Origin of the sequence: Pseudomonas sp. GZJR-8 (genome assembly GCF_002916705.1) — a bacterium.
Classification (GTDB): Bacteria; Pseudomonadota; Gammaproteobacteria; order Pseudomonadales; family Pseudomonadaceae; genus Aquipseudomonas; species Aquipseudomonas synxantha_A.
Window position 1 is genome coordinate 34,927 of the sequence record NZ_JXSI01000001.1, and the last position, 13,816, is coordinate 48,742.

Consider the following 13,816-nt stretch of genomic DNA (forward strand, 5'->3'; position numbering starts at 1 on the left):
AGGTTCTGATGGTATCAGGGCTAACTTAATGAAGGGGTGGGACATGGTCGCGCAACCAAGCAAGTGCCGTTTGTCGAGGTTCAGCATCAGTCGTCCTGCCAATACGGAGGCGGCGAATGGGCTCTATGCCAACGGACGCCATCAGTGTGAAGTCCTCATTGACGTTATTAAAGAAGTCAGTGGCGCTGGCGACGAGTGGGTCCGTGTGCGCTTAACTGATGAGGAGCGCGCCAGTGTCACCCTTGTTGAATGGTCAGAACATGGCAATCAAACGCTCGCTCCCGGGTGGAGCTGCGATGTAGAAAAAAATCAATTCACTCTTGGACTTTGGCGGGACAAATCACAGCAGCAGGAACCGATCAACGACTTGGTAGAGCGTGTTGAGCGTTCCTCAGAAGCTCCTATCAAGCGCTACTTGCGTTGCGACCCGGGCGCACCCATCGGGCCAGCAGTATTTATGGCGTGTGTGACGATTGAAAGTTGTATTTACACAACTTACAGCTTCAGAGATGAAGCTGCTCTTGAGTCTTTTGTCACCCTTAGCCCGGTCCGTCCCATGAGCTGGGATGCAGACGATATGGATCTCTATGTAGATTATCTTGCCTACTCCAGTGCACCGCCTTATCGCACGTCGGTGGATGTTTACTACTGGACACCTCCAGGCGGCTTGTGGGTGGTAAAAAACATGGGCTTTGATAATCCGCTGAGTTTGCCTGGGGAGGGTAAGGATTTTCAGAGCGTTTTATCGTGGCATTCACCTCTTGATAACACTTCTTCGAGTAGGGTGGGAACATTTATAAATAAGGACGAGTTGGACTCGACACTTCATCTGCATGAGATTGATGCAGGGCTTCCTGCGCCATCGCCCAACCCCTTGATACCGTTTAACAAAAGACCGACTGTGCTGCGTGCGATCAGGTTGAAGTCTGCGCTGGTGCCTGCGAGTCGCGACACCAAGAGTTTTTGGCGGGTATTGGATAACTATGGCAATGAGCAAAAGTTTTTAGTGAAACAGATAGATTCAATGAACCTGCCTGGCGTTCCATTTTTTAAATTGACCGGTGAGATCGTTCGGACGCTGAGGGTCACTCATTTTAAAATCATGTTGCCCGGTGGCGGGACTTTTACCGATGAGCTGTATGCCAATAGTCGTCATCAATGCAAGGTGGTTGTTGAGGTTGCTATTGAACAGCGACAAACCGATGGGTATTGGCTGCCTGTCAGGCTTTCGGAAGCGGAGCGTAATGGCTTGACCGTTACGCTCTACTCGCCAAATGTCAATGAGCCGCTTCCAGAAGGTTGGAGCTGTGATAAGGAGAAAAACATTTACGATACGGGTCTCTGGCGTACACGTATCGATGAGGTAAGGCCGGATCAAAAAACAGAAGCCGTGACCGGGCACGCTCAGCGACAAGTCGAGATCGTAGATCGCTATTTACGTGTGGATCCGAGTGTGCCCATCGACGAGCGCAGATTCATGGCGTCTATCGAGATAAGTGGTGTGACTTACACGACTAACTACAGTGATGGTGATGTTGCATTTGACTCGTATGTAACGATTCGCGCAACACTACCCTATGCGTTGTCAACGAGCCAGCTTGTCGAGTATGTCGATAATGATGCTTATAGTGATAATCTGTGTGATGTCGATGTTTATTATTGGACACCCCCGGCGGGTTTGCGATTTCTTGTAAATAGAGGTCTTGACTCCCCTGCGTCAATTCCTGCTGAAGGATGGAATTTTCGCACCTCCTATTTTACAAGAAACAAGCAAAGTTCATTTACAAAGGGCGGAGTGGTGATTAATAAAGATACTGTTAATGCTTCAGTTTTGATAGGGGATGTTTTTAGCGGACATCCCAATCCATCCGGCGGCTCTGTCAGGTTCAATCGGCGATCGACAATAATGCGAGCTGTTCGTTTTTGTGGGGAATATAATATAACCGGTAGCAGAGATAATAATAGTGTTTGGCGCTTGTGGGATAATTACGGATGCGAACATGTTTTTAGAATTGAGCAGTTATATGACGGAGATAAGCTTGGTTTGACGGATGTTTAGAGTGTTGTGGGTTTTTGGTTTCTCTCATTCTGGATTCTACGTTAAGTATCGGAGTCAGATATGGATGTTTACTCTCAAGCCTTTAATTTCCGCTCTTACTTCGGAGGCGGAGTAGACCCACGCACCGGCCAATACGGTTGTCGAATTGAGTTGGCCACCTTATACCCGCAAGGCCCGCTGGAGGTCAGTAGAACGATCGCGCTGTCATTCTCCATGATGAACACCGAGTCGGGTGTTTATGGGACTGGCTGGCGGATCAGCAATACCGAGTTTGATAGCGCTCGTTCTATGCTCACGCTGCTTACCGGCGAGCAATTCAAAACCCAGAGCCTGCCCTCTGCGGGCGGAACACTGGTGATCAAGGATCGCAAGCTTGCCGACCTGGTGGTCCAGCGGCCCGATGCCACGACGCTTCATGTGATTTACAAGGACGGTACCGTCGAGATATTGAAGCGTACGGGCAGCACCACGTCCTATCGTATTGATGCTATCCAGTTTGAAAACGGTGAGCGTCTGAAATGGGAGTACGCGCCGGGTGGTTCTCTTGAGCGTATTCTGGATCATGATCAGCAAGTGCTGCTGTTGTTGACCTATTCCAATGGGCGCTTGGTACGTAGTGATACGCGAGTCGACGGAGGACGTTATGCGCGTATCACCTTCACCCAATCGAACGCTCGGCTGACCGGTTTCACCGCTCCTTATGACAGTCGCGAATCTCCTCCCGGCGCAGGCTATGTATTGGAGTACGGACAAGCCTTTCGCAACGGCATGATTGCTATCCGTCGGGTGCGCTCACCGATGGGTGGCGACGAGTTGATCAACTACGCCGAAAACGGCCATCAGTATGCCAATGGTCAATACATCCCTCGCGTCACCAGTTGGGTCCATACACCCGCTGCCGGCCAGCCCGGCATGTCACGTACCTATAGTTACAGCCCAAGCAGGAATTTCACTGGCTATCCCTTTTCAGGCGGTTTTCGTGAGGGCGAAGACAACCTGTACCTGATAGGCAGTAAGTATGACTATTGGACGGAAGAGACCCGCATCGATAACACAACCCATGAGGCACCGCTGAGCGTTACGCGTACCACCTACAACAAATTCCACCTGCTGGCCGAGGAACAGGTCCTGCGCGAAGGCACCCTGACTACCAGGACCATTGAATATAACGTGAGCCCAGGGCTCTTCCCGGACCAGCCTCCCAACCTCCAGCTGCCAAAAATTCTCACCACGTGTTACGCGTTGGTGGCGGGTGGTGCGGAACGGGTGGTCAAGCTCGAGAGTGAGACTGACGACTACGGTAACGAGCTAAGCCGTACTGAGGCTTCCGGGGTTCGCATTGAATACAGCTATTACCCGATCAAAGGCGAGGCGGGTAAATGCCCGGCCGACCCTCATGATTTGTTTCAGCGTTACGTCAAGCAAGAGCGCCTTATCCCCGCGGAAGGCACGCCTGCCGCCCGACTCACCGAGTACACCCATACCCGTGTGCCACATATGGGTAGCAGCTACTTTGTCGTGCAGGAGTCGGTCACTCAGGCTGGTGTATTCAGCACACAGCAAACCTACTACGACACGCCAGCCGAGCTGGTTGGCCGGTTGAAAAGCACCACGTCTACCATTGATGGCCTGCAATTAGTCAGCAATTACGATTACACCGTCACCGGCGACACGCTGAGCGAAACTCGCCGGCTATTGGGGCGTGAGGGCCACTGGCTGGAGTCAGTGCGCACGCACTCTCTGGTCGACAGGCGCTTACTGTTGATGAGCCGGGACGGAGGGACAACGCTGGTCACCGCATACGATGTCGCAGGACGATTGACGGCGCAGACAGCCTCGCCAGGTGAGCCGCAGGAGGCCAGCCGTTGTTTTGTTTATCACTATGCAGCGTCAGGGAAACGCGCTCATTTGGTGATGACTGATGCGCAAGGCCGCAGTACCGTCACTTACTTCGACGGGGCGGGAAGGCCAGTTGCCGAGGCATTGTTACTGGAGAATGGCGCAAAGGAGCAGCCCCTCGGGACCTGGCGCTACGATGCCCTTGGGCAAACGGTGGAACGGACTCATATTGATTATCTGCCGGATGGCGAGCGTGTATTGACCACCGGCTACGCTTATAACGCGTGGGGCAACGCCTGCCGTGTAAGCCGTGCCGATGGCAGCGTGGCGATCGATGAATATGACCCAAGGCTGCACCTGCGTGTAACGGGGGTCGAGGGCGGCGAGCTCCTGGAAACCTATCTGAATGCCCATCATCAGCCGTTCCTGGTAAACCGGGTGGACGCCTTGGGGCAGGTCACTGAAGTGGAGTCATCCCTCTATGACGGCCTGGGGCGCTGCCTGTCACGGGTGGACGTGGACAAGCATCGCACCGTTTACACCTATGACCTGTTCGACCGCGTGTTGACCACCCTCCACACGCCCTCGGATGGCAGCCCTGCGCGGCTGCGCACGGTGGCCTATGCGCATGGAACCAGCGAGTCGCTGCCCAGTTCAATCAATATCGATGGCAAGCAGGTGGGATCGCGCACCTACGACAGCCTGGGGCGTTTGACTGCGCAGTCCAGGGGCACGGCACCCGCCACCACTTGGCACTATGAGACAAACTGGACCGAACCTGTCGCCGTGGTCTCGGGCAGTGGGCACCGTCAGCAATGGACCTACGACAAGCAGTTGAGCACACCAGGCACGGTCAAAATGGCGGGGCACACGGATAGGCAGTACCGGCATGATCCGGTCAGTGGTCAGCCGACCTATTCAGAAAGCGGCGCGCTCAAACATGAGTTATTCCATGATGTGAACGGCTACCCGGAAAAAGAGATACAGACGGTCCTCGGTAGGCCGCAGACCACGCAGTATGGTTATTCAATCGGCGGGCGTATGTTGCAACACACCACGGATGATGGGCAGCGTAGCGACTTTGAATATGACTCCCTGGGCAGGGTTTGCACGATGACTGCTGGGACGGTAGTCATTGAACAGCGCTATGACATGTTTGCGCGACCAGATGTACTGACCACTCGCTACGCCGATACTGAGGTGGTCACACAGGTGAGTTACGACACCTTGGGGCGGGAGGCGCAGCGGCGCTTTTTGCACAATGGCGTGCTGCTACACGTCATGAGCAGCACTTATCATCCCAACAGCCTGCTGGCCAGTCGCATTGTGCGTGACGCAGCCTCTGAATTGGTGATGGGGGAGACCTTTACCTATGACGCCTTCCTGCGGCTCAAGGATTATGGCTGCGAGGGGCGTGAACATCCCCGGGATTGGTTGGGGCGCGACATCGTTGGGCAGCAATTCAGCTTCGACAGCCTGGATAACATCACAGGCGTCGTGACAACTTTCGCTGACGGCACGCAGGACATCAGCGAGCGGTTTTTCACCGACGCAGACCCCACGCGCCTGACCCGTGTGACCCACTCCAACCCGTTGCAGGATGATGCCCTGACGTATGATGCGGCGGGTAATTTGACCGGGGGGCCAGCAGGGCGAACGTACACCTACAACGGCTATGACCAGTTGACCTGCGTGCAGGAAGGTTCCCTGCAGTGCAGCTACCAGTACGATGCCGAGTCTCGACAAGTCGTGGCGACCCGTGACAATGAATCACCGGTGGCCATGGTCTATGCGGGGGATCATCTGGATAGGTTGGTGCAGGGCAGTAGAAAACTGCGTTATTTCAATGTCGGGGGCCAAGTGCAGGCGCGTACCGGCGGCGTCGAGGGGCCGCAGCTGCATCTGAATGACGGTGCCGGTACCGTGCGCGGCGTGGTGGCGCCTGGGCAAGCGCCTGTACAGCGTCATTACGCTCCGTATGGCGAGGGCCAGGTTGTGCCGCAGGACGGCAATGTGCGATCGATGGCGGATCTGCAACTGCCGGCGTTTAACGGCGAGCGTCTGGATGCGGCGGTCGGCCTTTACCATTTGGGCGCGCGTGCCTATGACCCGCGCTTGATGGTATTTCTTTCGGCTGATCCATTGGCGCCTTTTGATGAGGGTGGGATTAACAGCTACGCCTACTGCGCTGGTAACCCGATCAACCTCATCGACCCGAGTGGGCTTTTTCCAAAGTGGCTGGCTTGGGTGCTGACCGGGGTTGCGCTGGCCTTATCGGTGGTGGCGTTCAAGGTTGCAGTGGTCGGGATGGCGGCGGCGCTCGCTAAAGGGGGGGTAAAGGCGGCAAATATTCTGGGCGTCATCGCTACGGGCTCTAGCTCGGTAGGCGGCACGCTGGGGATTACAGGGCTGAGTATCGAGGCCGTCGACAAGCAAATGGGGTGGGATCGTTCGCAGCACATCAAGAACCTTGGATGGGCGTCTTTCGGGTTCTCCAGTGTTGGCGTTGTTGCCAGTGTCGGCCTTTCTGTCACATTGGGGGCTAAAGCTTTTGCAGCCGCAGCGGGCAGGTCATCTGAAAAGACCATTGGATTCTTCTCCAGCCCCCTCGGCAGCGGGCTCGTTGCGGCAGGCAAAAACGCGACGGGGTTGTCTTACTCGCTCGCTGTCCCCGCCAAGATAACCACTGCCAGTCAACTTTTCGGCGGTGCCCGCTCGGTACTCAGATGGACTAACTTCGGTCGTGGCTTGGATGCGCGAATCAAGAGCCTGCAAGCTCAGCCATCGGCCGACGACGAGCAGTCACAGCGCCAGCAGCAGCCACAGCCGCGCCCCATAAGCCTGGGGCTGGCAGACATGCCGGGGAGCAGTTTTCAGTTCTATGGGGAATTTCGAAAAGAGACTATGCGTATTCGTCAGCCTGTCTGGAGTGACCTGGGCGATAGTGACTGATCAGGACAAGACAGTGGGCGCATAAAAAATGCCAGTCAGGCTCGATGACTGGCATTGGTTCCACCTTACGGCCGTTTGCGTTCTACAGCTCGCAGCAAGTGCGTCGGCGGTGTCTCACAGCTGATCTTGCGCCCCAGCAGCGTCTCGATTGACGGCAACTGATACGAGTCATCCTCCCCGGCAAAGCTGATCGACACACCCGCCGCGCCCGCGCGACCGGTACGCCCGATGCGGTGCACATAGTCGTCCGGCACTTCCGGCAAGGTGAAGTTGATCACGTGGCTGATGCCGTCGATATGAATACCGCGACCGGCTACATCGGTAGCCACCAACACGCGGATCTTGCCTTCGCGGAAGCCTTCCAGGGTCTTGATGCGCTTGTGCTGCGGCACGTCGCCCGACAGTTGCGCAGCATTGACGCCGTCGCGCACAAGGCGTTCTTCGATGCGGCGCACTTCGTCCTTGCGGTTGGCAAAGACCATCACGCGTTCCCAGCCATTGTCGTTGACCAGGTTGTAGAGCAGCTTGTACTTGTCGGCACCGGCCACGGCGTAGATGTGTTGCTCGACGTTTTCGCTGGCGACGTTCAGCGCCTCGATCTCGACGATGGACGGGTCGGTGGTCCACTGCTTGGCGAGGTTCATCACGTCTTCGGTGAAGGTTGCGGAGAACAGCAGGGTCTGGCGCTCGGTTTTCGGCGGGGTCTGGCGAATGATCTGGCGTACTTGCGGGATAAAGCCCATGTCGAGCATCCGGTCGGCTTCGTCCAGCACCATTACTTCGACCATATCCAGATGCACGTCGCCGCGCTGGTTGAAGTCCAGCAGGCGGCCTGGAGTGGCGACCAGGATGTCGCAGTGACGGGCTTCGAGGTGCTTGAGCTGCTTGTCGAAGTCCATGCCGCCGACAAAGGTCATCACGTTGAGACCGGTGTACTTGGTCAGGTCGGCGGCGTCCTTGGCGATCTGCACCACCAGCTCGCGGGTCGGGGCGATGATCAGGGCGCGCGGTTCACCCATGTAGCGTTCCTTGGGCGGCGGCGTCTGCAGCAACTGGGTGATGATCGAGATCAGGAATGCGGCGGTCTTGCCGGTGCCGGTCTGGGCACGGCCGATGGCGTCTTTGCCCGCCAGGGTGAAGCCCAGCACCTGCGCCTGGATCGGCGTGCAGTACGGGAAGCCCAGGTCCTGGATGGCGTGCATCAGTTCCGGGGCCAGCTTGAAGTCGTGGAAGCGGGTTTTGCCTTCCTGGGGCTCGACGACGAAGTCTTCGAGTTTCCACGGCGTTACCGGCGGCTTGGGCGCGCGTTCGCGACGAGGTTTGGCCGCAGGTGCTGGGGCGGCCTCGGCAGGCGTTACCTGTTCAGGCGGCGTCACCGTGGGTTTTTTCGGTGAGGCGGCAGGCGCGGTCCGGCCAGGCTGTGGACCGTCATTGCGGTTGCCGGGCTTGGGGGCAGGAGCACTGGGAACAGGCGCGAGCGGCTCAGCCTCGCTTTTGCCGAACATCTTCTTGAGTGCTTTGAGCACGGTCATCTCATTAATTGGTTAAGGAATGTACGCCGGCCAGTGTAATGCAAGAATCGGGCGCGGCGTAGTGCGTCTGTCATACGGCTACATAAACGCGGGTTTCAGCGCAGGCGTTCAGCCAGCCAGGTGCCGATATCGCGTATCTCTTCGGGTAACACTTCGTGGCCCATTGGGTATTCCTGCCATGTCACGGTGACACCACGGCTCTTTAAATGCTCGTAGGCGCTACGACCCATGGCGTTCTGGACGACGTCGTCGTACTGGCCATGCAGGCAGAGGGCGGGAATGCGTTGCTGGCTGGCGGACAACTCCAGCTCATCGTCAAAGGTCGGTGCATACGTGGAGAGGGCAATTACGCCACCCAATGGACCTTCCCAGTGTTTGAACGCCGTGTGGAAAACCACTGCGCCACCCTGGGAGAAACCCGCGAGAAAAATTCGCGAAGCGTCTATTCCGGTTCTCTTTTGTGCCTCGATCAAATCCGTGACCATGTTGGCCGAGGTTTCCAGTTCTTCCAGGCTGATCGAACGTGCCGGGCTCATGGCCTTGATGTCGTACCAGCTCGGCATCTCATAACCGCCGTTGATGGTCACCGGGCGCATCGGCGCCTGGGGCAAAACGAAGCGGGTGGTCAGCAAGCTTTCCTGCAGCGCCTCGGCCACCGGCAGGAAGTCGTAGCGATCGGCACCCAGGCCATGCAACCAGATAACGCAGGCGTCTGCGGGCTTGGCGGGCTGAAGAATCAAGGGGTCGGTCATGTCTGCTCCATATATGTGCGCACGCTTGGATTGGGGGCGTCGGGACGGTGCGCGACAGGTTGATCTGTTAAGAGAATGTCGCAAGGTTGAATCTTTTACCACTGAACAGGACGGGCAGCGACTCGGCCAGCACTCTGGTACGCGCCTTGCTATGTGTAGGTGGATGTCAGAACTCTCCTAGGGCGGTAACACTATCAGTGACTGCCGCCGGTGGGAAAGCAACTGGAATTACCGCAAAAACCTCATGCTGCTTGACCCCAAAAAAAGCCAACACGGGTCGATATCGCCTCATAAGGGTGCGCTGAGGTTGGAGCTTGGACACAACAAGAGCAACTGGAGGTATGTAATGAAGGTATTGAAGTCCACCCTGGCCATCGTCACAGCGGCGGCTGTACTGGGTGTCAGTGGTTTAGCCCAGGCGGGTGCCACCCTGGATGCCGTGCAGAAAAAAGGCTTTGTGCAATGCGGCGTAAGTGACGGCTTGCCGGGTTTCTCGGTGCCGGATGCCAGCGGCAAGATCCTCGGGATTGACGCTGACTACTGCCGTGCCGTGGCCGCTGCGGTTTTTGGTGACGCCACCAAGGTCAAGTTCAGCCAGTTGAACGCCAAGGAGCGTTTCACCGCGCTGCAATCGGGCGAAGTCGACATCCTGTCGCGCAACACCACCATGACCAGTTCCCGCGATGCGGGCATGGGCCTGAAATTCCCGGGCTTCATCACCTACTACGACGGCATCGGCTTTCTGGTCAACAACAAGCTCGGCGTGAAAAGTGCCAAGGAACTGGACGGTGCAACCATCTGCATCCAGGCGGGTACTACCACTGAGCTGAACGTTTCCGACTACTTCCGCGCCAACAACCTCAAGTACACCCCGATCACCTTCGACACGTCTGATGAAAGCGCCAAGTCGCTGGAATCCGGGCGTTGCGACGTGCTGACTTCCGACAAGTCGCAACTGTTCGCCCAGCGCAGCAAGCTGGCTGCGCCGAAAGACTATGTGGTGCTGCCGGAAACCATTTCCAAGGAGCCACTGGGTCCGGTGGTGCGTAACGGTGACGACGAGTGGCTGGCCATCGTGCGCTGGGTGGGCTACGCCATGCTCAACGCCGAAGAGGCCGGTGTGACGTCGAAGAACGTTGAAGCTGAGGCCAAGTCCACCAAGAACCCCGACGTTGCGCGTCTGCTCGGTGCCGACGGCGAATACGGCAAAGACCTGAAAGTGAAGAAGGATTGGGTCGTACAGATCGTCAAGCAAGTGGGTAACTACGGCGAAATGTTCGAGCGCAACCTGGGCAAGAGCACCCCGCTGGAAATCGACCGTGGCCTGAACGCGCTGTGGAACAACGGCGGTATCCAGTACGCACCTCCTGTGCGCTGATCGCTGATGGTTCTATCACCCGGTGGGCCAACCGCCGGGTGATGTTCTGTTCCATTCCTTGCGGGGCATTCCATGCAAAATCTCATCGGCGCACCCAAGCAGAAGCTCAGCTTCAGCGATCCCAAAGTGCGCGCGTGGCTCTTCCAGATCATCACCATTGTGGCGGTGGTCTCGCTGGGCTGGTACCTGTTTCACAACACCCAGACCAACCTGCAACACCGGGGCATCACCTCCGGCTTCGACTTTCTTGAGCGCAGTGCCGGCTTTGGCATCGCGCAGCATTTGATCGACTACACCGAATCGGACAGCTACGCCCGGGTGTTTGTGATCGGCTTGCTCAATACCTTGCTGGTGACCGTCATTGGTGTGGTGCTGGCAACCCTGCTCGGTTTCATCATCGGCGTGGCGCGCCTGTCGCCCAACTGGATGATCAACAAGCTGGCGACGGTCTATGTTGAAGTCTTCCGCAACATTCCGCCGCTGCTGCAGATTCTGTTCTGGTATTTCGCGGTGTTCCTGACCATGCCGGGGCCGCGCAACAGCCATAACTTTGGTGACATGTTCTTCGTCAGCAGCCGTGGCCTGAACATGCCGGCGGCGCTGGCGGCCGATGGGTTCTGGCCGTTTGTCGCCAGTGTGGTGGTCGCTATCGTGGCTATCGTGCTGATGACCCGCTGGGCCAACAAGCGCTTTGAAGCGACAGGCGTACCGTTCCATAAATTCTGGACGGGCCTGGTGCTATTGATTGTTATCCCGACGTTGTGCGGGTTGACCTTCGGCGCACCGCTGCATTGGGAAATGCCCAGGCTTGCCGGCTTCAACTTCGTCGGCGGCTGGGTACTGATTCCGGAACTGCTGGCATTGACCCTGGCCCTGACCGTGTACACGGCGGCCTTCATTGCGGAGATCGTGCGTTCGGGCATCAAGTCCGTCAGCCATGGCCAGACTGAAGCGGCACGCTCGCTGGGCCTGCGCCCGGGGCCTACGCTACGCAAGGTCATCATCCCGCAAGCCTTGCGCGTGATCATTCCCCCGTTGACCAGCCAATACCTGAACCTGGCGAAAAACTCCTCGTTGGCCGCTGGTATCGGTTATCCGGAAATGGTTTCGCTGTTTGCCGGCACGGTGCTCAATCAGACCGGCCAGGCCATCGAAGTCATTGCCATCACCATGAGCGTGTACCTGGCGATCAGCATCAGCATTTCCCTGCTGATGAACTGGTACAACAAGCGCATTGCGCTGATCGAGCGGTGAGGAAACGCCCATGACTACGCATACGTTCAAACCTGATATGCCACCCCCGGACAAAGTCTTCGGGCCGGTGGCCTGGATGCGCGCCAATCTGTTCTCAAGCTGGCTTAACACGCTGCTGACTTTGCTGGCGATCTACCTGGTGTACCTGGTGGTGCCGCCGATCCTGCATTGGGCGATTCTGGACGCCAACTGGGTCGGCACCACGCGCGCCGATTGCACCAAAGAGGGCGCCTGCTGGGTGTTCATCCAGCAGCGCTTCGGGCAGTTCATGTATGGCTATTACCCCGTGGACCTGCGCTGGCGCGTGGACATGACGGTATGGCTGGCCATCATTGGCGTGGCGCCGTTGTTCATCTCGCGTTTTCCACGCAAGGCGATCTACGGCCTGGGCTTTTTGCTGCTGTACCCGATTATCGCCTACTGCTTGCTGCATGGCGGCGTGTTCGGCCTGAGCAATGTGGCGACCAGCCAATGGGGCGGCTTGATGCTGACCCTGGTGATTGCCACGGTGGGTATCGCCGGCGCCTTGCCGTTGGGCATTGTACTGGCGTTGGGGCGGCGCTCGAACATGCCGGCGATCCGGGTGGTTTGCGTGACCTTCATCGAGTTCTGGCGCGGCGTGCCGTTGATCACGGTGCTGTTCATGTCATCGGTAATGTTGCCGTTGTTTCTGCCCGAGGGCATGAACTTCGACAAGCTGTTGCGTGCCCTGATCGGCGTGATTCTGTTTCAGTCGGCCTATGTGGCTGAAGTGGTGCGCGGTGGCTTGCAGGCGATCCCCAAGGGGCAATACGAAGCGGCTGCGGCGATGGGCCTGGGTTACTGGCGCAGCATGGGCCTGGTGATCTTGCCGCAAGCCTTGAAGATGGTGATACCGGGCATCGTCAATACGTTCATCGCACTGTTCAAGGACACCAGCCTTGTGATCATCATTGGCCTGTTCGACCTGCTCAACAGCGTCAAGCAAGCCGCCGCCGACCCCAAATGGCTGGGCATGGCCACTGAAGGCTACGTGTTTGCCGCCCTGGTTTTCTGGATTTTCTGTTTTGGTATGTCGCGCTATTCCATGCATCTGGAACGCAAGCTCGACACCGGCCACAAGCGTTAGGAGTTGTTTTAATGAGCCAAGCAATCAAACAGCCGGTGAGCCCTGAAGGCATTATTCAGATGCAGGGCGTCAACAAGTGGTACGGCCAGTTCCACGTGTTGAAAGACATCAATCTCAACGTCAAGCAGGGCGAGCGTATTGTGCTGTGCGGGCCGTCGGGCTCGGGCAAGTCCACCACCATTCGCTGCCTCAACCGCCTGGAAGAGCACCAGCAAGGCCGCATCGTGGTCGATGGCGTGGAGTTGACCAACGACCTCAAGCAGATCGAAGCGATCCGCCGTGAAGTGGGCATGGTGTTCCAGCACTTCAATCTGTTCCCACACCTGACCATCCTGCAAAACTGCACGCTGGCGCCGATGTGGGTGCGCAAGATGCCCAAGCGCAAGGCCGAGGAAATTGCCATGCACTACCTTGAACGTGTACGCATTCCAGAGCAGGCCCACAAGTTTCCGGGGCAACTGTCCGGCGGCCAGCAACAGCGTGTGGCCATCGCCCGTGCCTTGTGCATGAAACCGAAAATCATGCTGTTCGACGAGCCGACCTCGGCACTCGACCCGGAAATGGTGAAAGAGGTTCTGGACACCATGATTGGCCTGGCCGAAGACGGCATGACCATGTTGTGCGTGACTCACGAAATGGGCTTTGCGCGCACCGTGGCCAACCGCGTGATCTTCATGGACAAGGGCGAGATTGTGGAGCAGGCGGCGCCGAATGACTTCTTCGACAACCCGCAGAATGACCGGACCAAGTTGTTCTTGAGCCAGATACTGCATTGATCGATGGTTGAACACATAAACCCGGCCTGGTGCCGGGTTTATTGTTTGTCGGCCAGGGAGCCGCGAGCGCCTCTGGCTTCGTGTTGACGATATGAGTGAGACCGCGCAAATACCTTGGCATAGCCACTCTGCTGCTTCTTTTGCTACCCAGGCACTCTGGTGCGTT

8 protein-coding genes are annotated in these 13,816 nt (G+C 57.3%); 6 read left to right on the forward strand and 2 right to left on the reverse strand.

The annotated features are described in order from the left end of the window. The first annotated feature begins 43 nt into the window (after window positions 1-43). Both TK42_RS00140 and TK42_RS00145 read left to right on the forward strand, forming a co-directional pair. Window positions 44-2,059 carry a hypothetical protein gene (locus TK42_RS00140; protein WP_103733355.1) on the forward strand — a complete coding sequence of 672 codons (2,016 nt, stop codon included), beginning with the start codon at window positions 44-46 and terminating at the stop codon, window positions 2,057-2,059. Window positions 2,060-2,119: 60 nt separating this feature from the next. Further along, complete coding sequence (locus tag TK42_RS00145; RefSeq protein WP_103733356.1) at window positions 2,120-6,850, forward strand: RHS repeat-associated core domain-containing protein; 4,731 nt, start codon at window positions 2,120-2,122, stop codon at window positions 6,848-6,850. A gap of 65 nt (window positions 6,851-6,915) precedes the next feature. Here the strand turns inward: TK42_RS00145 and rhlB are convergent, their stop codons facing one another. Then, window positions 6,916-8,382 (reverse strand): ATP-dependent RNA helicase RhlB, encoded by a 1,467-nt coding sequence (rhlB, locus tag TK42_RS00150; RefSeq protein WP_103733357.1) that lies wholly within the window; start codon window positions 8,380-8,382, stop codon window positions 6,916-6,918. A 95-nt stretch (window positions 8,383-8,477) separates the two neighbouring features. After that, window positions 8,478-9,134, reverse strand: a complete 657-nt coding sequence (locus tag TK42_RS00155) for an alpha/beta hydrolase (RefSeq protein WP_078820336.1) — start codon at window positions 9,132-9,134, stop codon at window positions 8,478-8,480. Between the two features lie 346 nt (window positions 9,135-9,480). Between TK42_RS00155 and TK42_RS00160 the strand changes: the two genes are divergently transcribed. From TK42_RS00160 to TK42_RS00175, 4 genes are all read left to right on the forward strand, one after another. Then, window positions 9,481-10,512 (forward strand): amino acid ABC transporter substrate-binding protein, encoded by a 1,032-nt coding sequence (locus TK42_RS00160; protein ID WP_032877669.1) that lies wholly within the window; start codon window positions 9,481-9,483, stop codon window positions 10,510-10,512. A 72-nt stretch (window positions 10,513-10,584) separates the two neighbouring features. After that, on the forward strand, window positions 10,585-11,766 hold the full coding sequence (locus TK42_RS00165) for an amino acid ABC transporter permease (RefSeq protein WP_103733358.1): 1,182 nt from the start codon (window positions 10,585-10,587) through the stop codon (window positions 11,764-11,766). 10 nt (window positions 11,767-11,776) lie between these two features. Then, window positions 11,777-12,874 (forward strand): amino acid ABC transporter permease, encoded by a 1,098-nt coding sequence (locus TK42_RS00170; RefSeq protein WP_032877666.1) that lies wholly within the window; start codon window positions 11,777-11,779, stop codon window positions 12,872-12,874. A gap of 11 nt (window positions 12,875-12,885) precedes the next feature. Beyond that, window positions 12,886-13,650, forward strand: a complete 765-nt coding sequence (locus TK42_RS00175; RefSeq protein WP_005785051.1) for an amino acid ABC transporter ATP-binding protein — start codon at window positions 12,886-12,888, stop codon at window positions 13,648-13,650. Window positions 13,651-13,816 lie beyond the last annotated feature (166 nt).

What these genes read in the sequence shown, in the direction of transcription:
- TK42_RS00175 (WP_005785051.1), top strand. Translation starts at nt 12,886, where the DNA reads ATGAGCCAAGCAATCAAACAGCCGGTGAGCCCTGAAGGCATTATTCAG.
- TK42_RS00155 (WP_078820336.1), bottom strand. Translation starts at nt 9,134, where the DNA reads ATGACCGACCCCTTGATTCTTCAGCCCGCCAAGCCCGCAGACGCCTGC.
- rhlB (WP_103733357.1), bottom strand. Translation starts at nt 8,382, where the DNA reads ATGACCGTGCTCAAAGCACTCAAGAAGATGTTCGGCAAAAGCGAGGCT.
- TK42_RS00170 (WP_032877666.1), top strand. Translation starts at nt 11,777, where the DNA reads ATGACTACGCATACGTTCAAACCTGATATGCCACCCCCGGACAAAGTC.
- TK42_RS00140 (WP_103733355.1), top strand. Translation starts at nt 44, where the DNA reads ATGGTCGCGCAACCAAGCAAGTGCCGTTTGTCGAGGTTCAGCATCAGT.
- TK42_RS00165 (WP_103733358.1), top strand. Translation starts at nt 10,585, where the DNA reads ATGCAAAATCTCATCGGCGCACCCAAGCAGAAGCTCAGCTTCAGCGAT.
- TK42_RS00160 (WP_032877669.1), top strand. Translation starts at nt 9,481, where the DNA reads ATGAAGGTATTGAAGTCCACCCTGGCCATCGTCACAGCGGCGGCTGTA.
- TK42_RS00145 (WP_103733356.1), top strand. Translation starts at nt 2,120, where the DNA reads ATGGATGTTTACTCTCAAGCCTTTAATTTCCGCTCTTACTTCGGAGGC.